Here is a 23,266-nt window from a genome sequence, read left to right as displayed (position 1 = left end):
TACAAATAAATAGACCTTTGCAATAATCAATCCATTTTTATTCACACCAATATCGTTAATAACATTCACGATTTAGCTGTTAACGAGAAGGTGACTGCTTTTTTATTTTAGCGGTACGGGTGCTTTCAAGTCGCAACGCTTGTTTTCGCATATCTTCGAGAGAAAGTTTAGGTTGACGGATTTTTATCTTCATAGCTAACCGGTTCATCTCTGCAAATGACACGTTGTAATTCATTGTTAGATTGATTATATAAAACAAGATAATTAATTGATAAACATTAGCTATCTATTGATAGTGCAGTGATGTAGATTGATCAGGCAGCGTCTTTTCCATCTAAACTCAGGAAACATCAATGCATATCATAGCGAGCAGGGCGGCCTGAGAAACTCAAGCCGCCTGCCGCTACTACTGGCCGGTGCTTGGTGGAGCGGATTTTTCTTTAATAAACTGCTGGTAAATTTGCTCAATCTTAGCTATCAGCAGTTCAACTTTATCTTTTAAGCGCTTTACAGATTCTTCATCTGGATTAAATTGGCTTTTATATCGTGCTTCCGAATATCCTGATTGCAGCAAATTGAATAGCTGAACGCCTTCCGTCGTGTCTAACTGCAAAACCCGCTTAATTTCTTCAGTAAATAACAATGTTATTCTAATCTTTCTCGACAAATTATGCACCGATAAGCGGTAACCTAATACCGCCCGAATAATAGCAATCAAACTACTTTCAGCAGCCTGATGAAGGGAGAAAAGTGCCAGTGAATAATTGTTATCTTCAATGTAGCGAAGAGCGCCTTTCATGAATTCTTTGCCTTGAACACCCCATCTGTTCCAGTCGTGCCCGGCTCTTTCCAGCCACACACTATTATCAATGGAATGCGCACCTGTTAGCTCAACATCAGGAGCTTTATAAACATTAATACTTTTGAAGAGTGTGTTGTGCCAAAAACGCTTATTGTTTGCCAACGCATCTTTGGCACTGGCCAGTTTATGTACAAAGGCGAATACTGATGCCAGGTGACGACAGTTATCCTCAATTTTGTTGGCAATCTCGTGTTCAGGCGTTTTTTCCTTGTCGTCTATCAGTATCAGTAAATAATACGTAAATGGGTTGGAGTGTGTACCCATCAGGTAAATCATACAAACAGATGGAATACGCTCAACGATCAGGTTCTTTACTTCGTCAATGCCTGACTTTTCAGCTTGATTTAATACCGGATCAAGGTCTTTTAGTGGTGCTAATTTATCATCAATGCTTTCTTTTTCCGACGCATTCCGGTTTCTGCCCCAACCTTTATGCGTGATCGTTTCTTCGGTCTCGCGCTGGTGAATGAGCCATGCTGCGGAATAAAGTTTACGGATATTATCATACACGTCAATGATCTCGCCAGCGATCAGCGTTTCGTCAGCAGCACTGTTATACAAGGCGCTGTGCAGCCATTCGTGCAGATAGTCGCGATAATCCTGCGGCGTTATTTTTTTGAAACACTTCTTCACGGCTTTATATGGGTTAGCAAGTTCTTTTGCAGACAAATTTTTTGGAAAGTATACCCATTCCTTTTTTTCCTGTTCGATCTGCTCTTCGGTCACGTCCTGTAAGCGTGGCCACCTGTCGTAATTTCTGAGTAGTAATAAATGCAGAGCTTCGATCAACTGAAGGGTTTGATCATAAATGAATAACACGTGTCCAGGCCCATGCCGATCTTTATAAAACTTGTCATTTAATACATAAAAACGCCATTCCTTTAAATCCTCCCGGTGATCTTTGGGCCACCCAGAACTGAAAAAGTCGGTAATGACTTTTAAAGGATTCATAATTTCGCTAAAACGCAGATGTTTGGGGTACTGCCTCCCACGGTGCTATGTTTCCTAAATACATCGTCATGGTCTTGATGCCGCCATTGTTGCCAGCAAGACAAATGACCGCAGGAACAGCTTTCTAACCTATTCTACAGCTTTCTATCGAAGTAGCAAACTCGTATAATTTATGCTTGCTTTAGGCCGATAAAACTGGTAACTTGAAACTTCAAATTTTCATACATTTGCTTAAACAACCATTTTCGTCATGAGGACAGCTACCGATTCGCCAAAAAATATTCATCAGGGACGCAATGTGAAGCGCTTTCGCGAGATGCTCGGGTTAAAGCAAGAAGCCTTGGCTTTAGCGTTAGGAGATGATTGGAGCCAAAAAAGAGTATCGTTATTGGAGGGAAAAGAGCTTATTGAAGAAGATATTCTTGCGCAAGTAGCTGCTATACTTAAAGTTCCCGTTGAAGCCATCAAAAACTTTGATGAGGAAAAGGCGGTGAATATCATCTCGAATACATTTAACGATACTTCGATGTTAAATGCTGTAAATTACAACCCTACATTCAATCCTATAGACAAGTTAATTGAAGTCTACGAAGAAAACAAGAAGCTTTATGAGCAACTTCTCGCAAGCGAACGGGAAAAAGTAGAAATTCTTAAAGGTAAAGCCAATTCATAATATCATGACAGTGGAGCAGCACGAAAAGCCATACAGAGAAAGGATGTTCAGTCTTGTTGCAGACCCCGAACTAAAAGCAATGGAAACCAGGTACGAGCCGTATCTTGACATTCATGCTATTGAGGACGTCTTAGAAGGCTGCGACATTATACAAGCCCCTCTGGGTGAGGTGCCTACAGGCAAGCTAATATGGAAAGAGGGTTATGATCTGCCGTTGGAACTCAAACGAGATATCATCAACTTATACAACAAGCACTTCATTGATCAGGAAGCGGGTTAAGCTCAAACAACGTTCTCCAGGTATCTTCTACAGGTTTTTCAACTTCTGCAAAAGGCACATCATCCCATAGATGCAGTTCCTCGTTGATGAACCGATATAGCTTCCTGATTCCAACTTCGTTACTCGCAAACACATGGGTGATACCTTCTTTTTCCAGATAGTCTTCCCAATAGCCGTCTGAACTAAGGGGTTCAATATATACGTCATCATCAATATCCTGGTCGAAGGCAAACCGGAATCCGGATACTTGTGGTAAAGGGTTACCATCAGTGGGATCATCTAAAATAGTCGTTAAACGAAAATGCATCGCCGGGTAATGGCCGACACTATACATAATCTCCACTTTTGCCAACGTGCGGGCATTCAGCTCTAACACGCCATAGGTTAGCATCTCGACGAGTTTCAGCCATTGCTCGTCTGATACGCTTAATAATACATTGTGTGCCTCATCTAATGTTTTCATAATAGAGTATTTTAGATAAATAGCAACAGGTCAATGATGACCTGTTGCCTAAAAATGTTAAACACTCATTTTGCTTTTACGCGACTGTTTTTTTTTTGGCAGCTCCTCCGAGGATTGCGCATGAGACTTCAAGCTTTTTGTTGCTTTGGCACTTGTACCTAACAGCTCTTCCCGCTTGATCTTCTTCATCTGATGGTCGTAAAGATCGACGGTTTTGAACTGCGGGTTAGCTGCAATGAAATACTTTTTTTCGCCTTCACCGGTTGCAACGGTGATCTGCTGCGCATTGCCCTTTTTCAGAGAACGATATAAATCTTCTTTTGCTTTTGGATCTTCCAGTTCCTTGATACCTTTTCCGGCAATGACCTTTTCAATATCATAGCCGTAATTCTCGTGGTAATGCTTGATCTTCTTATTGCCACTTTCGGTCAGATTTTGGTCGTCCAGCGTTAGCCAGGCCTGATATTTTTGATTTTCCAGGTTCGTTAGCTGTTTATGAACAGAACGTCCCTCCATCAAGTTGAAGGCTTCTTTAGCTGTAACGCCATTTCCTTTATTAATAAAAAACGTTTGGCTGACCTCCTTTGCAGCGTCTTCGTGCCGGATATGCGCATCGAACTTATTAAAAAAGTACATGTCCTGGTTGTCGCCTGCTTTAAAATGAAGGGTGTAATCGACGGTCTTTTGATTGAACTCGTGGCTTAGGCCTAACCTGAATTCCGGCGTTTTCGCTTCCATTTCCTTGTCAAGTTCCGCATTTACCTTTTCTCCAAAACCTAAATTCAAAAGGCTTTTCTTTAAAAATTCTGAATTTTGTGTCTTCATAACTGTATGAATTAAATGGTTAATTAAATGATTATTAATTAGCGGCCAGCGTCAGCGCAGCCCGTGATGGTACAGGAAGGACTTTGATATCATCCAGATCATCTTGCCTGATTTGTAAATAAAGGTGCCGGTTACCCGAACGCTCGTAAACCTCGATGAATAGCGCCTCGTCCTCCGATAGCGAAAACCGCTTAAAAGCAAATACTTTGGTAACATCATGATCTTTGACTACAGCTGTACGGCTCCGTAAAGTGCTGTAAAGCGGGACGATCTCCTGTTCGTGGGTAGCCATCCGGTCCACGGTTTTGCGGTCACGAATATAGAAACGGACAAAATCAATCCCGTAAGGCAGGTTCGAGCGATTTCGTAGATCAAGCCGCAAATAGATCCGGTTACCCGCAAGTGAAACTTTATTGATCCAGGCCTTGATACCGCCCGTTTTCTCATGGGTTGCGACATCAGCACGTTTTCCTGATGCCAATTGCTGCGCGATAACCTCTTCGGTATTTTCCGGCCTGTTATTTACAAGTGTACGTACAAGCGTCATACCATAGCCAATCCGTCGCCCTGCCCGTCCATAAGAATAAGCTACCGGGATGCTGTAGACCTTTTTGGTGCTTTGATCCTGAACACTAAGCGTAACATTTTTAAAATTCGACGCGACTGCTTTGATCGTTAACACCCCATTGCCTTTGTCCGTAATTACGTACTTGCTGCTTTGGCTGCCGAGCACTTTAACTGGCCCTTGAAAAAATAATGCTGTTGCCTTGTCGTGGCTTACATAGGCTGTGTCCTGTGCAAACGCTATTTTCCCTATCAACGCAAGGAAAAATATAACTGTTAATCTTTTCATATTACCTCCTTAATTATCGCGGTCATTGTTGTCCTTAAGCAGAACTTCATATCCGGCTTTGACTTTGACCTTAATCTGTTTTACCTTTTTGCCGAACAGCCCTTTAGCGGCTTCAATACCGGCCCCGGCTGCTTGTGCGCCTAACGATTGATCCATGGTCATCAGCTGCATGGAGCTAACGGCGTTGCCCATTCCGTTCTTAGCAGCGTCGCGGCTGATGGACCCAGGCACATATAAACCTTCCAGACCATCCAGGTCATACACAGTGAGTGCGACCGGCAAGATGTTATTCAGGTAGCGTATACTGGCAATCTTGATTTCCAAGCGTTCGTTGTTCAGGGCACAAGTGCCGTAAACGAAGCTGCCTTTAGGAATCATTTTGCCTTTAACATAAATCCCGTCCAACAGCCGCAGTTTAACCACCGCGCCGCTGACCAACGTTTGATCCTCGTGAATCACGGCTTGAATGGTATTCCCTTCCGCATTTTCACCCTGAGCGGTTTTATTGCTTGCATACCTAACGTTGGGCCCTTCACCATATTCGTCGCTATCATCGCTTACGGCAGTTACCGCATAGACACGGTTACGATTTTTTAGGGAGCGGGCGCGAAGGACGTTATCGGAGTTGCCGGGATTTTGAATATCATTGATCTGCTGAAGCATGCGGCTGAGCTGTTTCATTTCCGGGTCTTCAGCACTGCCGCTGTTCATGGAAGCCATCATCATTTGCAGTCGCTTAACGGCTGCACCGGAATTTGGCTGCGGCTCATAACCGCCCGTTTGTACCGGTGACGAAGACTGATTGAGCTGCGTATTGATTTGCGCAAGTTTCGCCTGAATTTTGGCTTCATTAGGATCGTTCGCCGCCAGTTCGCCTGGTAACGAAGAGGTGTTTTGCAGTTCTCCTTGTGAAGCCTGCTGTTCAGCAAAGCCCATCGAACTAACGAAGTTTTGGCTTACGCTGCCCGCGGCGGAACTGTCTGAGTTCTTCGCAGATGTTTGATAGACACCCATTTTATCCTGATCACTACCATTTTTAAATTTAGCTTGAGGTAAAGTAGTGTTCAGCCCTTTGACCGCCGTCTGTTCGCCGGTCATATGGCTACTGTTCCGTCCGCCACCCAACGCCCAAAAGGCCATCGTCAGAAAAGGAAAGATCAATACTGGTATCATCATTAAGAATTTACGCTCTTTAAGAAATTCAGGAGCGTGTGCAGGCAAATTGCCTTGTTTGAGTGTTGCTTCCATGATCTAATCATTTTTTAGTTAGTGAATCTGTTAATTGTGCATCCCTTCTTCCAGAGAGATTGACGTCGGATGCCATACCGATATGTGTTGCGGGTTTATAGGATTGATGAAGGGCCGGTATTGTATAGGAATTGGTAAAAAGTCCTGCTAACAATATGACCGTTATGATCGCCACGACACTCACCAGCAGGACCTTTTGCTTACCGGCGCTATAAGCATTGAACCGTTGGCCGATTGACGCTGCTAACTTAGCCTGAAAACTTACAATAAATTCCGAGACCACTTTCGCTATTCGGTCGTTCATCGGAGTGGATGAGCTATTATCGTTACTTTGTGTTTTCATGGCTATTGATGTTGAAGGGTAGTATCCCTGTTGGCTAATGTTTCCCAATGCTGAATCAGGAATCCGTGCGGGTTGTTATCTGAACGCGCCACGTTTCGGAGATAACCCTGGGTAACCAGACTGCGGTTAATGGTTGATGTTGCGCGGATCAGCTTTTGCGTAGCAAAGCATTTAAAGTAATAAGGGTACTTATCAATGTCGAGTTGAATGCTGTCCACCACAACCTGTTGGCTGATGTTGCCGGAAATCAAGTTGTTGTAATAGCTTTTTTCCTTAAGATCGTTGTACTGATTTTTGGCGCTTTCATCGGCCAGGTACAATGCCTTTCCGATGTTGGCATTGATCACTTTTTCATCAGGGTCAAGCGTGAAAAAGTAGTGATGAAACATTTTGATGTGATCCCGTGCCTCAACCGGGATGTTATCTTTGCGGTCTGCGGCGAAGGCTTCTAAAGCTTTGCCGTTCGCTAATATGTAAATATGCCTGCTGGCGAGGTCTGCTGCCTGGTAACTTTTATAAAGGGCAAAGCAGGAGATGATCGTGCAGGCCGCTATCAGGAAGTAACTGAACAACTTCACATGCCGGAAGGCAGTTTCAATATTCTTTAGGTGTGTAAACATGGCTACGAATTTTATGGTGAACTACTTAATTTCCGTTGATGCGAGCTGCCTGATGGTTAGCGGGCTGTGACTTATTTTCCTGACCCGCATTGTTCCAGCCGCTCATAAAGTCGCCTGGTGCATTGCTTAAATTAATTGCGCCGTTGACCATTCGTTCTCCCACTTGAGAACCAGCCGCCACGGTGGCATTGGAACTGGTGATGACCAGTGCATTTACTTTTTGTAAAAGCCCATGGCCGCTGCCTGCATTGACAATGTAATTGGCTACGCTCGGAACCGTGAAGTAGCCTATGATCCCAATGATCAGGAAAATGAGGTAAGCCGTATCAGTCGAACTAAAAAAGGTATCACCCGCTGATTGTACTTGTGAAATATCCAGTTTGAGCATATTTTCCTGCACTTTACCGATAATGGCACCGAATATATTCGCGACTGGTAACCATAGGAATACATTGATGTATTTAGCCAGCCACACCGTTAACGTGCTTTGAAAACCGTCAAATACCGCAAGCCCAAAAACGATCGGCCCGAGGATAGCCAGAATGATCAGGTAAAACGTACGAATAGTGTTGATACATAGTGCTGCGGCTTCATACAATACCTGTAGTACCTCTGACATCCATTGCTTCACGGTATTACGAAAGTTATAGGACGCTTTAGCCATAGCGAATTTCATATCATTTCCAACGCTTGCTAATACACCTTCACCACTGCCATCTTTGTCTTCAGGATGGGTATACTTGTACCATTTATCCCGGTCACCATCACCGTCAGGCCCAACGTACATTTGCCACGTATCTGTCTTCTCAACGGCTTCCTGTTTGGCTTTTAATAAGGCGGCAATCGCTGCATCTGAGTTTTGCACCATTCCGCCCGTCGCATTTACGGTAGGCTGCATGATGCCGTTGATGATTGCGATGACCGTGGGAAATAACAGGATCGCCAGCCCGAGAGCGAAGGGACGCATCAGCGGGTAAAAGTCTATAGGTTCTGCCGCCGCAATTTGCCGCCATACGCGGCTGCCGATGTACCACAGTGCGCCGAATCCTGCGATGGCCCTGCCTACGCCGATCAAGCCGCTGCACATCGGCAGCATATCATTGTAAACATTATTGAGCGTTCCCTGCAATCCCTGGATGTTATCTGCAAGCCCTGCTGCATTTGAAAATAATGGGAAAAGAATCCCCGTTACCGCAATGATTGCGGTTAAAAAAGCTGTCTTTTTCATAATGTCTGAATTAGTGGTTTATACCGTAGAGCTTCTTTAATGAGAGGGCATCGCCGGTTTCCTTCGTTCGCTGCAAACTGAGCATCACACCGTTGCGGTTGAAGTATCGCAAAAACTGAAGCTTATCAGTAGAGTTCACATAAATCCGATCTATTGCCCTGATCCTTTCATCATCGGTCATCCTCAATTTAGAAGCTGTCAATACATTGGTTAGCTCATTGATATTGTCAAGGCTTTGCTTTACCAGCCCGCCATATACCTTACCCATATAGTCAAGTTCGCCTGCGGAAAACGATCCGCTTTGTTTAAAGCGGGAAAAAGCCTTCTTGTACTCACTTAGCAAACTGGCCTGCTGGGAGATGATCTCGGCAACCCTGCCGTAGTTTTTGACAGCCGGACTGATCTGAAGCAAGCCGTTTAGATACACATCATGCAGATTAAAGTTTCCTTGGGATAGCGACGAAATCGTACTGTAGCCCCTTTGATAGATCTGGTAACCTGTCTTCATATCGGAAAGGATGCTCTTCAACTGAGTTAGCTTTTCTATATTCAATAACAACTGCTGTAGTTCCTGGCCCTGAGCCTTACATACCTGAGTATGCGAGAGAGTCGCTACTGTAAATCCTGTCAGCAAAAATGCTTTGATGTGCTTTTTCATAATCCTTGATATTATCGAATACCGAATATGTATTTGCTGGTTTCGAGGTTGGTATTTTCTTGCTGTTTCTGAAGGCCATAAACCTTGATCTTGCCTGCGAAGTCTGCGATAAACCGGTAATTGCTCTGCATCGCCAGGTGAATGCTGTTCAACCGCTTTAAACGTTCATCGTCAGTCATGGTCAGTTTGCCGTTTGTGAGGAGAATTTGCAGCGCTGTGATCTGTTCATCGCAGTCTGAAAGCAGTGCCTGTTTGACTTGACCAACGTAAACCTTTTCCTTCGTTGACAGGTAAGTTGCCTGATCAAGACCTTTAACTGCTCCTAGAATATCCCTTTGCCATGTCAGGATATTACCCACCTGCGGGTTATTCTTGACTACCATATTGATGGATCTCAACTTATCATAGTAGGTCGTATGCAAACTGAACTCGTCCTTTAACGAGCCGGTGATATAACCCAAGCCGCCGTTAGCGATTTGGTAACCTTGCTTCAAATAATTGGAGTAAACCTGTAAAGCTGCTATTTGCTGAAGCAGGTATTTCTTTTGGGTTTTCTTTTGAGAGAACCATTCGGCAAAAGTCTGCGCATGTGATTGTGACAACCATAACGAAGCAGCGGCGGTCACCAGCGCATAGGTTAATAGTGCCTTGCTTTTCCGGCCGATATCATCAGCACGGCGCTTTAACTGGCTAATTGATTCCATACAATTCCTTAATTGATTTCGTATCTGCAAGGTCACGGCTTCGTTGCAAGCAGATCCGAATGTTTTGATTGTTAAACTGCTGCAAGTCGTTGTAATTGATATCCAACTGGTCACTTGCATGATTAATCAGTTCGAGCCGATCAGCATCGGACATTTGCGTTTTGAAGCTATTGATGACCATTAATATCTGATCGAGGTTCTGAACGCTGGCATCTAAGATGCCGCTGTAAACCTTCTGCATGTAATTGATTTCTTCCGGACGAAAGTGGTTGTCTTTTTGAAACAGCCCCCAGGCCCGCTTGTACTGACCCACCAAAGCAGCCTGTTTCAAGGTGACATCTTTGATCCGCTGGTAATAAGCAATGGTGGATTTGATCTTCCATAGCTCTGTATAGTAGCCGCTGTACAATTGTTTTTGTTCTTCTGTCCAGCCGGATATCTCCGTAAGTTTAACTTTAGATAGCTCGTTTTCTAACACTTTCTGTGCATTCTGCAACCAGATGGTCTTGTTCTGCATCCGCTGAACTTTAAGGTCAATGGCCTTGATCACTTTCTTGACGGTGAGTTTAATTACTTCTGCTACTACGAACTGCGCATTAGCTTTCGGCACTGTGAACAATAACATTATCAAGGCGATTAATATCGCTGGTCGTACCTTAAATTTTTTCATAAGAAGTCCCTTTCCGATTATTTATCAGATTAAAAAAGGCAAGAAATAAATTGCTATTTTATTTTCTTGTATTCGGAATCGCCGAGTTTAACGCCGTTATGGTCTGTAATATAAACCTGATTTCCAAGGTCAGTTTGCTGTAGTACCTTTGAATCTTCGTTGTAAGTGGCATCCCATTTGGCAGACTTAAATTCCTTGCTCTTTAAAACGCCATTTCTGATTTTTTGAAAACCAGATTTTCGTTCAATGTTATATGCCTGGTTAGAAGAATTGATATTTCTGATAATAAGAGTATCGTCTGTAAGCGAATATTCATTCTTGAAATGGGTTACATAAGTCCCGGACGGGTCTGACTCTTTAGCGGTCTCTGAGCATCCGTAGATGATAAATAATATCAATAATAGAATGATTAATGCTTTCATAATGATATAATTTAATTAAGCTGCTTTTTCTAATTCTTCCTGAACAATAGCCGCAATGCCTCGCTGAATACTTCCATATTTCTTAGCGTATTCTTGAACACGAGCTTTTTCCGCTGATTCCGTTGTATAAGTCCAGTATTCCTCACGGCTCACCTCTGTCCGGTAAACTTTTGACAACTGACCATTGAGGCTGATAAACACCTCTTTGTATTTTAGCTTTTCATCATTGTTCCGGTTCATGCTCATGATCAGTGCCGTTTCTTTATCCGTGATGCCCAATAACTGCTGAATTTTCGGAAAGTCATTCTGGTACTTGCGTTGGTCAAGCAGAATTTTGCAGTCGCTGTTATTGATAATAGCCTGCTTGACCACCGGCGAACTGATGATATCTTCAATATCCTGGGTAACTACCAAAGCTTCACCAAAATATTTTCGAACCGTTTTAAATAAGTATTTGATGTATTCGGCCATGCCTTCACGCGCAATAGCTTTCCATGCTTCCTCGATTAAGATCATTTTGCGGGTGGCCTTACTGAGTTTGCGCATTTTGGATACAAAGGTTTCCATAATGATCAGTGTCACTACCGGGAAAAGAATGGGGTGATCTTTGATGTTATCCAATTCAAAGACAATAAAGCGGCGATGCAATAAGTCGAGATTTTCTCTTGCATTCAACAGGTAAGCGTACTCACCACCTTTGTAATATGGTTTTAATACGAACAGCATGTTATCAATATCAAAACGTTCATCTTTTACTTTTGATTGTTTCATGGTCTCATAAAACTCTCCTGCAAGGAAATCATAGAAGCTATCAAAGCAAGGAAAGATATCAGAATTCACTTTAAGCTTTTCATAATAGTGGTACAAAGCATCGGAAATCGCAATGTATTCTGAACGTTGTACGCCTTCATCTTCCTTCTTCCACAATGCCAGGATCATGGCTTTAATGCTTTCCTTCTTTTCCGTATCCAAGTAGTCGCCCTGAGCGATATAAAAGGGATTGAAGCTGATGGGGTTGTCTTCTGAATAAGTGAAGTAATATCCTCCGACGAACTCACAAAGCCCCTGGTAACTGTGCCCTACATCGACCAATACAATGTGAGCGCCCTGTTCAAAATAGCTTCGCAAAAGGTGGTTGGTAAAAAAAGACTTTCCACTGCCCGACGGACCCAAAATAAACTTATTCCGGTTAGTCGTTATGCCTTTCTCTATCGGTTCATCACTGATGTCTACATGGACAGGTTTGCCTGACAAGCGATCGCCGAGCCTAAGCCCGCAGGCACTGATACTGGATTGGTAGTTTGTTTCAAGATTTAAAAAGCAGGTTGCCTGTTCAACAAATGTATCAAAGGTATCATTCATTGGAAAGGTAGCTTCATTGCCTGGCAATCCCGACCACCATATCTGCGGTGCTCCGTCCGTTTCCTGTTTAGGTTGCGCATCCATTTGAGCTAAAGCTGAACTTACTTTATTTTTGAGGTCTTTAAGTTCGGCTCGGTCGCTTGTCCAGGCCATCACATTAAAGTGTGCTTTAACCGGCAGCCGCTGCTGACTGATTGCTTCATTTAAAAATTCGTGAGTCGCATCCCGGCTGATCGCATTTTCACGGGAATAAGCGGATAACGATTGTAAGCGCAGCTTCTTTGCCTCCAGCTTCTTTAAGGTTTGCTGGCTGTCTTCGATAAATATGTACTGGTTATACACATGGTTGCATCTCAACAAAGTGCCGATCGGTGAGGCAAATCCAGTACTAAACTTTGTTTTGTCCGTGCTGTACTTGTCAAAGGTTATCCTCGGGCCACAAAGCGGCGGCAAGTCTTCCGCATCGCTTAAAGTAAAAAGCTGACAATAATCATTGCCAATGCGGATCTCGTCCTGAATATGAATATCCTTTAAAACCGTATTGCTGTTCTTGTTGAGCAGAAAGCAGTACTGTTCCAGTATTCCGGGTGTCTTAGGCGTACCGGACAGTCCGTCGTCATTGATGCCCCGCAATGCAATTAGGCCGCTATCTTCCAGCACCTTTACAAACTGTCCGGCATTATCTAAAAAGTCACGAAACAGCTCTTCTGATGTGGTTTGAGAAGGGACTATGCGTTTTCGCATCAATGTGCTTACCGCGCTCGTATAGTGTTTGAATTTTTCGGGCTTCTTAGTCAGGAAAACATGGCAATGATGATGCAGGTATGGACGCTCGTGGAAATGCTTTTCGCTGGAATGTGACAGAAACGTTTTAACCTGCGTTTCGCCGTTTTCCTGAAACCTGGCCTTATACTGCTCACTTATAAACCAGTCCTGCTTATGGAAGATGGTATTTTTCGGCAGCAGCTTTATTGCCTTGATCCAAGCCTCGTGAAAGCTGTGGTATTCGTCATTGGACATGGTAAAAATTTCCGGTAGGTCAACTTCATAACCAATGGTCAGGTCGCCTTGCGCTGAAAGCATACAATCGTGTTCCACCTTATAAACAGGAAATACCTGTTCCGCTTTGCTGTGTGATCTCATGATCTTCTTTTTAATTGGAGAAATACGTTTCGTGTCTTGAATTGCAGGTAACGCGGCAGATATCGCTTTGCCGATCTCTTCATCAGCCCATATTGGCCATATTTATGGCTAAGCTTAAACACCTGGAAAAACAGCAGGCTCCCCAATGCACCTACGATTATCAGGCACATGGTCACCGGTATGCTCACCAGGTACATGATTGCAAAGCCGACGAGCAGAATAACGAGGCCTGCTCCGAGGTAGCCGATGTACTGGGCCTTTAGCCCTTTAAATTCGATGGGTTTATTGATGCCCTTATTGATCTGATACAATGCCATATTGATGCAGTTAAACGCCAAAAAAAGATTTGAGTACAGTAGCGACAACTACTAGAAAAATGCAGCTACCAAACCAGCTGGATGCAACCTTTCCGGTATCATGCTCGCCGTCGTTCCACTTTTTGTAAACCTTAATAGCACCTACCAGGCCTACCAAAGCACCAATAGCATACATCAAGGTTGTACCGGTAGTAAAATAGCTTTTGACCTGCGTGGTTGCCTCCTGAATGCCGGCATTACCGTCCTGTGCATACAAGGTGAAGGCGAAAAGGATAAATGTCAATGTGCCGAAGCCTTTCTTCAACAGATGCCTCAGATCGTTATTTCTTTTTACTTGCTGTGTTTTCATGATTATTTATTTTAAAGGGTTTAAAAAATGTTACTCATTCAAGGCAGGCAGGTCATTGCTTGTCAAGTCGAAAGGCAATTTTCCGTGCGATTCGTTCAAGATGTGCTCAATTACCTGTAGATAGTTTATTTCCGACTCGTAAGGTTTATAAGAGGTAAGCAGAATGTTCAGCAATGAAATAAATTCTGATTTACTGTCAACGTCTGCGAAAGCATCAATGAGTTTGTCCGTCTCATTAAGCAGTTGTGTTTGTGGCAAAAACTCAACGGGCTTTGCTGCTGTTGTTTCAGCAACTGGTTCGTTTAAGTCTTCGTCGATGTCGGCTTCCGCGAATTGTAACTCTTCGTCGGCTACGACGGTGATGCTTTGATCTTGCTTAGCTTGACCCATCACCGTAAAAGATGAAAGGGTGCTGCTTGGGGCAAGTAGCTGACCTGATTGCTTAGCTATAAAAAGATTGGTAACCTCGCGCTGATAGTAGCGAAGAATCACATACAGGTAGTAAGATGCGCTTATGATAGCGATGGCTGCTAAATACTGCTGCCAGGAGATGGATGACAACATAACACTTTGATTTTAAAGACCATCTGCACCATGCAGCGATCTCGAAAGCAAAGGTTGGCCTATCCAAAAAACTTTTATCACACCTCATGTACAGGGTAGGATAAATTTTTTATAACAGATTGAAAAACAAGTAGTTGAAAATAGCTATAATTTTAGCTTTTGCTGAATAGAGCCATCTTCATCAAGTTTTTGGTCTATTTTACGGAGTAAGGCAAGCTTCAGCTTATCAAGTAATATTGTACGATCCTTTTTTCGCCGCGTTATATCGGTGTACTTGTGATAGTACTGGCCAAGTTCGATATGAAAAACCGTTTGAAAAAAGCTAACAACAGTTTTGATCTCCGCATTGCCATTGTTAAATACGCCAGCAGCAACCAGCGCGTAAATCAGTTCGATCAGATCGGTCTTTGAAAATGTCCAGGTGAGCGGCAATTCGAGGCTCATCTCTGGCGGGCGCTCATCATGATTATTGAGCTTTTGAAGTTCGATATTTAAAAAGTCCTGATATTTTTCGTTCGCGATAATATTGGAAAGCTTGTAGTCGTGACTGGTTGAATACACCTCGTCTTCTTCAAATTTTTCCAGTTCCACATGTACGTCAAATCCACCACGCGTAAAATACACTTCATCCATCTGAGTGGAACCGGAGCGGTAGTACTGATAAAAAGCGGCGTTATGATCGAAATAACGTTTAAGATCGGCCAGTTCAGAGTTGATATATTCTTTTAAATGATCTTCGGCTCCTGTCGGCCTTTTCATTAGGTAGTTATAAACGCTGATGAAGTAAATGTATTTACTGTAGAATTGGGGTTTTACTTCTTTGAAGAAATGGATCTCGTCTTCGATACTTTCAAAAGAATAGCTGGAGATGTAGCTTTTCAGCTTGGCCATTGCTTTTTTGCAAAGGATAATAGAAGCTTTGTATTGTTCGGCTAAAGGTTCGCCGTTCGTGGAAATTTCGTTCAATTGATTTTCTAAAGCGCTGTAGAAACGCTCGGTGATAGTGCGCATAAGGAGTTGGATTAGGTAATTAGGATTATTGCTTAATACGCAAATTAAGAATAACGTGTTACGACACGTTATTCGTTTAACTTCACCTTAAATCAATATTACGTTAATATGACGATTGGCATTATTACTTAAGAATTAATCACAACGTCTTGAACGATAGCCTTTATGTCATCTTTGATTTGTTGGTAATTACGCAGGACTTCCACCTGATCGATATCTCGAACGGTAGGGATTGGCTGATAATTCAACTCTTCATTGCGTATACTGTCATGGTCATTTTGAATTTCGTTATGAAACACTTTTAAGCTGATCTTATTGGTCGGGTCATCGGCTACCATGCCCACAAATTCACCGGAGGACAGCCCAGCAATTTTAGATGCAGGTATCGCGAAGTCCAGTAGAGTAGAACGGCTCACCGAGGTATCCTGACTGTTGATGGATACACTTTCTTTTTGTTGGTTAATTTTTCCAAAGCGTTCTGACAACTGTTTGGCTGTATCGCCTGTTACCTGCCCGCAAATAATATTACCTACGATATTCATAATAACCTCTGCCTGATCACGGCCATAATCCTTTTTAAGCTGGCTATAGTCTTGAACCGCCAATGTCACCGCTACCTTATTCGACCTTGCCGTAGCGATAAGGTTGTCAATGCCGTTAAAGTAAATGGTTGGGAATTCATCGAAGATCATGCTGCATTTCTGGCGGTTCTTTTGGTTGACCAGCTTGTTAATGCGGTTGATATACAAGGACAGCACAGCACCGTTAACCTGTGATTTTTGCGGCTTATTGGCAAGGCAGACGATCTTCGGTTCGTCAGGGTTATTAATGTCTAAAGAGAAATCATTGCCACTTAACACATAATAAAGCTGCGGTGATGATAGACGCGCCAAACTGATCTTAGCGCTTGCCACCTGACCTTCTAACTGTTCATAGGCTTCATTTTGCCAGGCAGAAATAAAAGGATTGATCAATACTTCGATTTCAGGTTCTTGTAGCAATACTTCAAACAATTCCTTGTAATCCACTTGAGCTAACTCAATAACATGAGGTAAAGTACAAAAGCGGCCATCCTGGTACTTTCGCAGAAACCACATGATCGCTGTGATAAAGTTGATCGGTGATTCCACAAAAAAGTCTCCCTGCTTTTTGATCCATTCCCGATTTAAACCAAGCATGATCGTTCGGCTGGCGTCAATCGCATCTGTTATATCCAGCATGGTTTCTGGCTCCAGTGGATTCGCGCGGTGCATAATCTGTTCGAGGTTAATCACATACTGGGTCGGTTTGACCTTGTACAAGTGACCATGTTGAAGCAATGCGTTATAGGCAATCTTGGTTAGGTCATCATACTTAAAATCATAGATCAGCATGGAAAAACCTTTTTGAATATGTTGGGTGATAATGTGGCGGATAACAAAGTAGGACTTACCTGAACCCGGACTGCCACCTATCAATGTGCCACGGAAAGGGTTGATGATATTGATCCAGCTTTTACGCGCTTTACCTTTCAGGTGGTAGATAGCAGGCAAGTTAATCGAATACTCATTGTTAAGGTACCGCTCTTCCTGTGGAAATGATTCGTTGGCCTTGTTAAAAATGTCATCAGCCAGCTTCAATTTAAGCATTCTGAACAGCGCACTTAGTCCTGACAAGATCAGTAGATACCCTAACGCGGTTAAGCCGATATATAGTGATGCCCTGATTGATACCGGATAGTTGGCGTTGAGGAATACTGCACTGATAAAGTATAACAGCAAGCCAGTAAACGCATAGGTAGTGATCGTCTTAAGTTTGATTTTCTCATCTTTCTTCCCCTTGCTGCCTAACAAGGAAATCATCAAAGCGCACAGTGCTGCAAGTTTTGCATAAAGTACACTTTTGACGACTGTAATTTTCGAGACAGACAGTAGGATACTGTTAATGACCGGCTTGGTCACCCCCCAATGCTGAAATGCGGCATAGCAGGAAATATAAAAATGAAGGATAAGAATGGCCAGGCTGATAAACCGGGTAAAATCAATGATCCTTCTTAATGCTTGTTCGTTTTCACCTGTTTGCATAACTGTAAAATTTAAAGTGAATGTCCTCTGCGTTTTTTCTTGCGCTTTCTTTGCTGAAGCCTGCCGATGGCTGTCATATCTTGTTTTTCCTCCTGGTATAAGGCTTCTAGGAATGCACTGCCACTGCTGAAGTTGTTACTACCTGTAATTCCTGTGTTATCAGGCAAATGTTTATTGCCGGATAGTTCAACGTTATGGCTTGGTTTAATGCTTCCTTCTGATCGTGCAAAGAATTGTGAAAGGCTGTTTGCGCTATATTTTTTGCCTAAGTCACTGCCGTTGAACACAGCTTTAGTTTTATGATCGACAAACGTCACCCCATACAACCGGCCATCCTCACTGTGCCTAAAAATGGCTTCAATATTCTGTTCCTTAAGCTTTAACTGAAACTCGGTTTTACCAATCGGTTTGTTCAGCAGATCATCAATCGTCTGCTTTACCTGCTCTCTTAATGATTTGCGTAGCACGTCATTTAAAGCAAAGCGTCCTTCGAGCGCCTTTAACGTTGGTTTACCGTAGATACTGCTGGCCTTGATGGGAACGCCGATCTTGCTGCCTTTACCATCCAGTGCCCAGTATACCAACCCGTTTTTCTCATACATTCTGGATTCTTTTGAACCCCGGTCAGCCGTCACGTTAAAGCCGTTCAGAACCGCGTTGAATTCCGGGATACTGGTAAACTTGTATGTTCGCAATACCTCACTTACGACATTAGTGATGGCCCGTTTAGTTTCTGATTTCCCGTAAGCTACTTGTTCCAGGGATAGAGATTTTATGTTATGTTGTGCTTTGCCTTGATCTTCTGCCTTGACTAATCCATAATTCAGCTCTACCTGCTTCCGCGACTGCTCAGAGGCTTTATTAGCCAGCAAATGAAAGCTGATCCTTTCACCATCCGGTTTAATATTGGTAGAAACGAGATGCAGGTGCGGATGTCCGGCATCGTAATGCTGGTAGACAAGGTAGGGTTGCTTACCAAATCCTAAGCCTTCCATGTATTCATCGGCAATTTGCTGAAGTGTCCATTTTTCCAAACTTTCGCCAACAGCAAAATTCAATGACACGTGTAAGGCATTGACCTGTGTGCGCTCATTCCGTTTTGTCAGGTCAGTCAACCGGTTCACCTTGTCGCTGAAAGACAGGTCAAGCGGCTCCTTCAAATAACCCTGTGCCAGGATCAATTCAGCCTTGCCTGAACGCACCTTATGCTCATTGTAATTTATTGCCCCGAGGATGCTTCGTCCGGTTTTAATTTTTGCGACCATAGTTCTGAAAAGTTTTGCATGCGGTCTTTGATCTGGGCGATGGCGGGATCAACTTTGGACCTGATGATAGACATAAGCGATAACCATAAACGGTTGTCTGCGGAGCCATGTGCCGCGTTGATCTGACGGACAGCTTGGTTTAGATTATTACCGATGGCATTGAGCTCCCGGCGCAGTAAAGCCAGCTCTTCCAGCATCTCATCCATGGACTTGTCCCGGTAAGTTACGGTGATCGGTTTCTCCAGTAAAACGCACCGGATGTACTCGCTCATCTTTCTGAACCGCGTCTTTTTGAAACGCTTGTCTATCAGTAAAAATTCACCTGGTTTAAATCGCGTGGTGATCTTTCGTAACCTGTTCTCTTCTTCATTTTCCATAACTCACATCTTCTAAAAATCCGACTTCGGAGGATTTTTATAGTGCCCCCAAACTGACTTTGGAAGGGAGGGCAAGATTCCGTTGTCCGACAACGGTTTATCTTGCTGATTGCTCAAAAATGCAATCTCGTCCTTTTGCAAAATCCTCGATTTGGATTTGTTCAACGTCATCAACTTAAAACGATTCACTGTAAAATGGGGACTGCCTAAACCTGCGTTTTACGTCCTGGTGATGGTTATAAATCCATTCAGATGCACATACCTTCCAGTTGAAGATCTTGCCGCCAGTTGGGGTCTTCCATCCACGAGCATCATGCTCGTTGAAAAAGTCTTCAGCTAATTCGCCTTCACCTTTTTGGTCAAAGTAGATGAGCAAAACGTCCTTGTCGGGGGGCATGGTAGTTCCCAGGCCGTCGTGATTATGCACAATATTTTTGCTGCTTTTCCTGACCTCCTTTGGCTGTCTCGGTATAGTCCGTTTGGCCTTGCGTTTCATGCCATTTTCATCTGATCGTTCAACTTGCCGGAAGCCATCAGCTTTTCAATTTCCTCGGAATTGTAGTAGGTTATACCACCTAATTTTTTGAAAGGGATCAAGCCTTTATCCCGAAGGTATTGCAGTTTGCTTTCAGAAAGCCGGAGCATTTTTTTGATCTCAAAAGCTTTCAACCACTGGTGGCCCGGCTGGCCGGATTGTTCTTTGAGCAACTTCTTAATATCAACGATCAGCTGTTGCTTAAAGTCGAGCAAGTCCTGAACCGTGATGAGCTGATCACGGTTTACTTTAGGAAAGTCATGTTGGATTTCATTATGATTTGCCATAGCTTAAAATTTAGCAACAGCAAATGTGAAGAAGTGAAAATTGAAAACATCACACCTCATGTACAAGGTAGGGTGTTTTTTTTTAGAAATTTTATTTTTAATTATCAGTTAGTTCAAGTGACACCGTCAATTACTCGCTGCCATGCCACTAAAACAACGTACTTTAGCAGGAAAATGAAGCTTGAAAGATTGTAAATGAACAATGAGAATATAATTCAAAAGATATGGAACCTTTGTCACATACTAAGGGGTGATGGCATTAGCTATCATGAGTACATTTCTGAGTTGACATATCTATTATTTTTAAAGATTGCGGAAGAAAACAAAACTGAGGAATTGTTACCCGACCATTGTCGATGGGGAAAATTAATCGGTTATAAAGGTGATGATTTATTGACTGAGTATCGGGATATACTTACGTTTTTAGGGGGACATGCTAGTGTTGATATAATTAGAAAAATCTATGCATTTCCGACAACCGTATTTTCGCATTCGGAAAATCTGAAAGCTGTAATCGATGGAATTGCAAAAATTGATTGGCATTCGATAACCCAAGATGGCATGGGCGATATTTATGAAGGCCTGCTTTCAAAAAATTCCCAAGACGCAAGGTCTGGTGCTGGCCAATATTTTACTCCGAGAGCTCTCGTAGATACTATCGTAAAACTTATATGCCCTAAGGCTGGCGAACTAATTCAAGATCCAGCTGTTGGTAGCGGTGGATTTTTAATATCTGCTGATAAGTATATACGTGATAATAATAGTTTAAATGTTTACAACGAGAATCCACCCAAATACGAGGGAGTTGAGATTGAGAAGTCAACTTATAGGATTTGTTTGATGAACGTATTCTTACATCAATTAAGTGCATCAATCATCTTAGGAGACGCATTAACGGATGATTCAAGATTACTTTCAAGCGCCGACGTTGTTTTAGCAAATCCTCCATTTGGGGCTAAAGCCGGTAGCGCAAGGCAAAAAAGACAAGATATAATTCATTTTACAAGTAACAAACAACTTGCATTTTTACAGCATATCATCTCGACCCTAAAACCTGGCGGACGGGCTGCCGTCGTTCTTCCAGATAATGTATTGTTTGAGGCAGGTGTTGGAAAAACCATTCGTCAGGAGTTAATGGCAAAATGCAACCTTCATACTATTTTGAGATTACCTGTCGGTATATTTTATAGCCAAGGAGTGAAAACAAATGTTTTGTTTTTCACAAAAGGGAAATCAGGTAATGCAAATACTAGTAATGTCTGGTTTTACGATATGAGGACTTTACCCGTTAGATTTGGAAAGAGGAGGCCTCTTTCTACAGAGGACTTTGCAGCCTTCGAAATTGCATTTGGAAGGGATCCTAAAGGTAACAGCGAGCGAGTTGATCAAGGAAATGAAGGGCGATGGCGTTCCTTTACGCGAGATGAAATTCGTGAAAATGATGATAGTCTTGATATTTCATGGTTAAAAGCAGAGAATGCAATAGAAGATCAGGTATTTGATACGACTGAAATTGCCGCTGCTATTTTTGATCATTTGCGGGAAGCAATGAGTGAAATAAAAGATTTAACAGAGGATTTCGAAGCTTTAGAATCAAAGGGTAACGATGACTGAGATGCGGTGGATCATACCCGATGATTGGTGTTGGGTGAGGCTTGGAGAATTAGCTGAAGTCATTGGCGGAGGAACGCCACCAACCGGAGATGGATCCAATTTTGAAATGAATGGAATACCATGGATTACACCTGCGGATCTAACCGGGTATTCAGAAACCTTTATACGAAAGGGTAAAAGAAGTCTAAGTGAGAAAGGCTATGCTAATAGTTCGGCCAAAATTGTACCAAGAGGTTCTGTGCTTTTAAGCTCAAGAGCACCTGTTGGTTATTGTGTTATCGCTGCAAATGAATTGTGTACAAGCCAAGGATTTAAGACTTTTGTTTTAAAAGGCTCTATTAATCCCGAATATGTCAGATATTATCTTTTATTCTCGAAGAACTACTTAGAGAGTATTTCAAGTGGTACTACCTTTAAAGAACTTTCTGGCTTTAAAGCATCTACTATTAGTTTTCCATTGGCGCCATTAGAGGAACAGGCTGTGATTGTGAACTACCTATCAGGACTGAATAGTAAACTTCAAAGAACGCGATCACATTTAAATGCTGCCGTACAATTAGCGGAAACCTTGAAGGCCAAAGTTCTTGAGAATGCTTATTCGGGAGTGTTAACGGAAGAATGGAGATTTAAACACAAAAAATTCACACCTGAAAGAGTTCAACTTGGCAGTATAATTTCAGAAATTACTTATGGGACATCATCTAAGTCATCTAGAATTGGTAAAATTCCAGTTTTACGGATGGGTAATATACAAGACGGAGCTATTGATTGGAGTGACTTAGTTTATACTAACGACAATCAGGAGATAAAAAAGTATATATTAAAAGCCGGTGATGTTTTGTTCAACCGAACGAATAGTCCTGAATTGGTTGGGAAAACTGCTGTATATAAAGGTGAAAGAGAAGCTATTTACGCTGGTTATTTGATAAGAGTGCGTTGTAGTGATGTTATGCTTCCTGATTATTTAAATATTTGCCTGAACAGCCCACAGGGAAGAGAGTTTTGCAGACGCGTTAAAAGCGACGGAATTAGCCAGTCAAATATTAATGCGACAAAGCTAAAAACATTTATTCTTCCGTTACCATCAGTAGAAGAGCAACGGGAAATCATCGCTATCATTGAAAAGAACTTTAACCGTATCATAAATATAATAAATGGCGTTGATGGCGCTTCAGGAAAACTTAGCAGTCTCGAAACCACCTTTTACTCAAAAGCATTTAGTGGAGAACTTACCAGAAATGTTACTCACGAACACACCGCAATTGATATTTTAGATCAAATTAAACTGCATGATATAAATGCAAATAAAATTATCATAAGAAAGCCCAAACAAACGGGCAAAAGCACAGCGAATATTATGAAAAAACTTTTAGATGTTTTATCAGAAGCTGACGAATGGCTTGCTGCTCAAGAAGCATTTCAACGATGTGGCATCAGGCTGGACTCAACTACTGAAGAAATTGAGCCATTATATGCTGAGCTAAGAGCTTTAGACAAAAAAGGTATGTTGGCTGTACAACCAGTATTGGATTCTGAAGGTAGGAAACTTTTTGATCGCATTAAATTATCACATTAATAC

26 protein-coding genes are annotated in these 23,266 nt (G+C 42.5%); 4 read left to right on the top strand and 22 right to left on the bottom strand.

What is annotated here, in order from left to right; genetic code table 11:
• Positions 1-406: 406 nt before the first annotated feature.
• On the bottom strand, positions 407-1,813 hold the full coding sequence (locus QE417_RS00905) for a HEPN domain-containing protein (protein ID WP_164849850.1): 1,407 nt from the start codon (positions 1,811-1,813) through the stop codon (positions 407-409).
• Positions 1,814-2,063: 250 nt separating this feature from the next.
• Between QE417_RS00905 and QE417_RS00900 the strand changes: the two genes are divergently transcribed.
• Positions 2,064-2,486, top strand: coding sequence for a helix-turn-helix transcriptional regulator (locus QE417_RS00900; RefSeq protein WP_311946926.1), 423 nt, complete (start codon positions 2,064-2,066; stop codon positions 2,484-2,486).
• Positions 2,487-2,565: 79 nt separating this feature from the next.
• Positions 2,566-2,766, top strand: a complete 201-nt coding sequence (locus tag QE417_RS00895; protein ID WP_311946924.1) for a hypothetical protein — start codon at positions 2,566-2,568, stop codon at positions 2,764-2,766.
• On the opposite strand, the gene QE417_RS00890 is transcribed toward QE417_RS00895, so the two are convergent.
• From QE417_RS00890 to QE417_RS00790, 21 genes are all read right to left on the bottom strand, one after another.
• Entirely contained in the window at positions 2,744-3,229 is a 486-nt protein-coding gene (locus tag QE417_RS00890) for a hypothetical protein (RefSeq protein ID WP_127702911.1), read from the bottom strand. The genes QE417_RS00895 and QE417_RS00890 overlap by 23 nt on opposite strands.
• A gap of 57 nt (positions 3,230-3,286) precedes the next feature.
• Positions 3,287-4,054, bottom strand: a complete 768-nt coding sequence (locus tag QE417_RS00885; RefSeq protein ID WP_127702912.1) for a hypothetical protein — start codon at positions 4,052-4,054, stop codon at positions 3,287-3,289.
• A 34-nt stretch (positions 4,055-4,088) separates the two neighbouring features.
• A complete protein-coding gene (locus QE417_RS00880) occupies positions 4,089-4,907 on the bottom strand; it encodes a DUF4138 domain-containing protein (RefSeq protein ID WP_127702913.1) in 819 nt (272 codons plus the stop codon).
• A gap of 9 nt (positions 4,908-4,916) precedes the next feature.
• A complete protein-coding gene (gene traM, locus QE417_RS00875; RefSeq protein ID WP_127702914.1) occupies positions 4,917-6,155 on the bottom strand; it encodes a conjugative transposon protein TraM in 1,239 nt (412 codons plus the stop codon).
• Between the two features lie 7 nt (positions 6,156-6,162).
• The gene (locus QE417_RS00870; RefSeq protein WP_127702915.1) at positions 6,163-6,498 is read right to left on the bottom strand and encodes a hypothetical protein; all 336 of its coding nucleotides are present in this window, start codon (positions 6,496-6,498) and stop codon (positions 6,163-6,165) included.
• 2 nt (positions 6,499-6,500) lie between these two features.
• Entirely contained in the window at positions 6,501-7,118 is a 618-nt protein-coding gene (traK, locus tag QE417_RS00865) for a conjugative transposon protein TraK (protein WP_127702916.1), read from the bottom strand.
• Positions 7,119-7,143: 25 nt separating this feature from the next.
• Positions 7,144-8,346 (bottom strand): conjugative transposon protein TraJ, encoded by a 1,203-nt coding sequence (traJ, locus tag QE417_RS00860; RefSeq protein WP_157541637.1) that lies wholly within the window; start codon positions 8,344-8,346, stop codon positions 7,144-7,146.
• A gap of 10 nt (positions 8,347-8,356) precedes the next feature.
• Positions 8,357-9,004 (bottom strand): TerB family tellurite resistance protein, encoded by a 648-nt coding sequence (locus QE417_RS00855; RefSeq protein ID WP_232336538.1) that lies wholly within the window; start codon positions 9,002-9,004, stop codon positions 8,357-8,359.
• 11 nt (positions 9,005-9,015) lie between these two features.
• Entirely contained in the window at positions 9,016-9,708 is a 693-nt protein-coding gene (locus tag QE417_RS00850) for a hypothetical protein (protein WP_127702918.1), read from the bottom strand.
• The gene (locus QE417_RS00845) at positions 9,695-10,378 is read right to left on the bottom strand and encodes a conjugal transfer protein TraI (RefSeq protein WP_127702919.1); all 684 of its coding nucleotides are present in this window, start codon (positions 10,376-10,378) and stop codon (positions 9,695-9,697) included. Before QE417_RS00845 ends, QE417_RS00850 begins: the two co-directional genes overlap by 14 nt.
• Positions 10,379-10,431: 53 nt before the next feature.
• The gene (locus QE417_RS00840) at positions 10,432-10,800 is read right to left on the bottom strand and encodes a hypothetical protein (RefSeq protein ID WP_127702920.1); all 369 of its coding nucleotides are present in this window, start codon (positions 10,798-10,800) and stop codon (positions 10,432-10,434) included.
• A 15-nt stretch (positions 10,801-10,815) separates the two neighbouring features.
• The gene (locus tag QE417_RS00835) at positions 10,816-13,305 is read right to left on the bottom strand and encodes a TraG family conjugative transposon ATPase (protein WP_127702921.1); all 2,490 of its coding nucleotides are present in this window, start codon (positions 13,303-13,305) and stop codon (positions 10,816-10,818) included.
• The gene (locus QE417_RS00830; RefSeq protein ID WP_127702922.1) at positions 13,302-13,622 is read right to left on the bottom strand and encodes a DUF4133 domain-containing protein; all 321 of its coding nucleotides are present in this window, start codon (positions 13,620-13,622) and stop codon (positions 13,302-13,304) included. Before QE417_RS00830 ends, QE417_RS00835 begins: the two co-directional genes overlap by 4 nt.
• A gap of 10 nt (positions 13,623-13,632) precedes the next feature.
• Entirely contained in the window at positions 13,633-13,971 is a 339-nt protein-coding gene (locus QE417_RS00825) for a DUF4134 domain-containing protein (protein WP_117381996.1), read from the bottom strand.
• Between the two features lie 30 nt (positions 13,972-14,001).
• The gene (locus QE417_RS00820; RefSeq protein ID WP_311946913.1) at positions 14,002-14,532 is read right to left on the bottom strand and encodes a hypothetical protein; all 531 of its coding nucleotides are present in this window, start codon (positions 14,530-14,532) and stop codon (positions 14,002-14,004) included.
• Between the two features lie 147 nt (positions 14,533-14,679).
• Complete coding sequence (locus tag QE417_RS00815) at positions 14,680-15,546, bottom strand: RteC domain-containing protein (RefSeq protein ID WP_127702924.1); 867 nt, start codon at positions 15,544-15,546, stop codon at positions 14,680-14,682.
• A 128-nt stretch (positions 15,547-15,674) separates the two neighbouring features.
• Positions 15,675-17,609: a conjugal transfer protein MobC gene (gene mobC / locus QE417_RS00810; RefSeq protein ID WP_127702925.1), complete on the bottom strand. Its 1,935-nt coding sequence runs from the start codon at positions 17,607-17,609 to the stop codon at positions 15,675-15,677.
• A gap of 11 nt (positions 17,610-17,620) precedes the next feature.
• Positions 17,621-18,874, bottom strand: a complete 1,254-nt coding sequence (locus tag QE417_RS00805; protein WP_127702926.1) for a relaxase/mobilization nuclease domain-containing protein — start codon at positions 18,872-18,874, stop codon at positions 17,621-17,623.
• A complete protein-coding gene (locus tag QE417_RS00800) occupies positions 18,829-19,251 on the bottom strand; it encodes a plasmid mobilization protein (RefSeq protein ID WP_127702927.1) in 423 nt (140 codons plus the stop codon). The genes QE417_RS00805 and QE417_RS00800 overlap by 46 nt, the downstream gene beginning before the upstream one ends.
• 175 nt (positions 19,252-19,426) lie before the next feature.
• Positions 19,427-19,678, bottom strand: a complete 252-nt coding sequence (locus QE417_RS00795; protein ID WP_157541641.1) for a hypothetical protein — start codon at positions 19,676-19,678, stop codon at positions 19,427-19,429.
• A 65-nt stretch (positions 19,679-19,743) separates the two neighbouring features.
• Complete coding sequence (locus QE417_RS00790; RefSeq protein WP_117381989.1) at positions 19,744-20,073, bottom strand: helix-turn-helix domain-containing protein; 330 nt, start codon at positions 20,071-20,073, stop codon at positions 19,744-19,746.
• Positions 20,074-20,268: 195 nt separating this feature from the next.
• Between QE417_RS00790 and QE417_RS00785 the strand changes: the two genes are divergently transcribed.
• Both QE417_RS00785 and QE417_RS00780 read left to right on the top strand, forming a co-directional pair.
• On the top strand, positions 20,269-21,687 hold the full coding sequence (locus QE417_RS00785) for a class I SAM-dependent DNA methyltransferase (RefSeq protein ID WP_157541643.1): 1,419 nt from the start codon (positions 20,269-20,271) through the stop codon (positions 21,685-21,687).
• On the top strand, positions 21,680-23,263 hold the full coding sequence (locus QE417_RS00780; protein ID WP_157541644.1) for a restriction endonuclease subunit S: 1,584 nt from the start codon (positions 21,680-21,682) through the stop codon (positions 23,261-23,263). The genes QE417_RS00785 and QE417_RS00780 overlap by 8 nt, the downstream gene beginning before the upstream one ends.
• Positions 23,264-23,266: the final 3 nt, after the last annotated feature.

The organism is Mucilaginibacter terrae (genome assembly GCF_031951985.1).
GTDB lineage: Bacteria > Bacteroidota > Bacteroidia > Sphingobacteriales > Sphingobacteriaceae > Mucilaginibacter > Mucilaginibacter terrae_A.
This window is presented reverse-complemented; position numbering and strand designations above follow the sequence as displayed.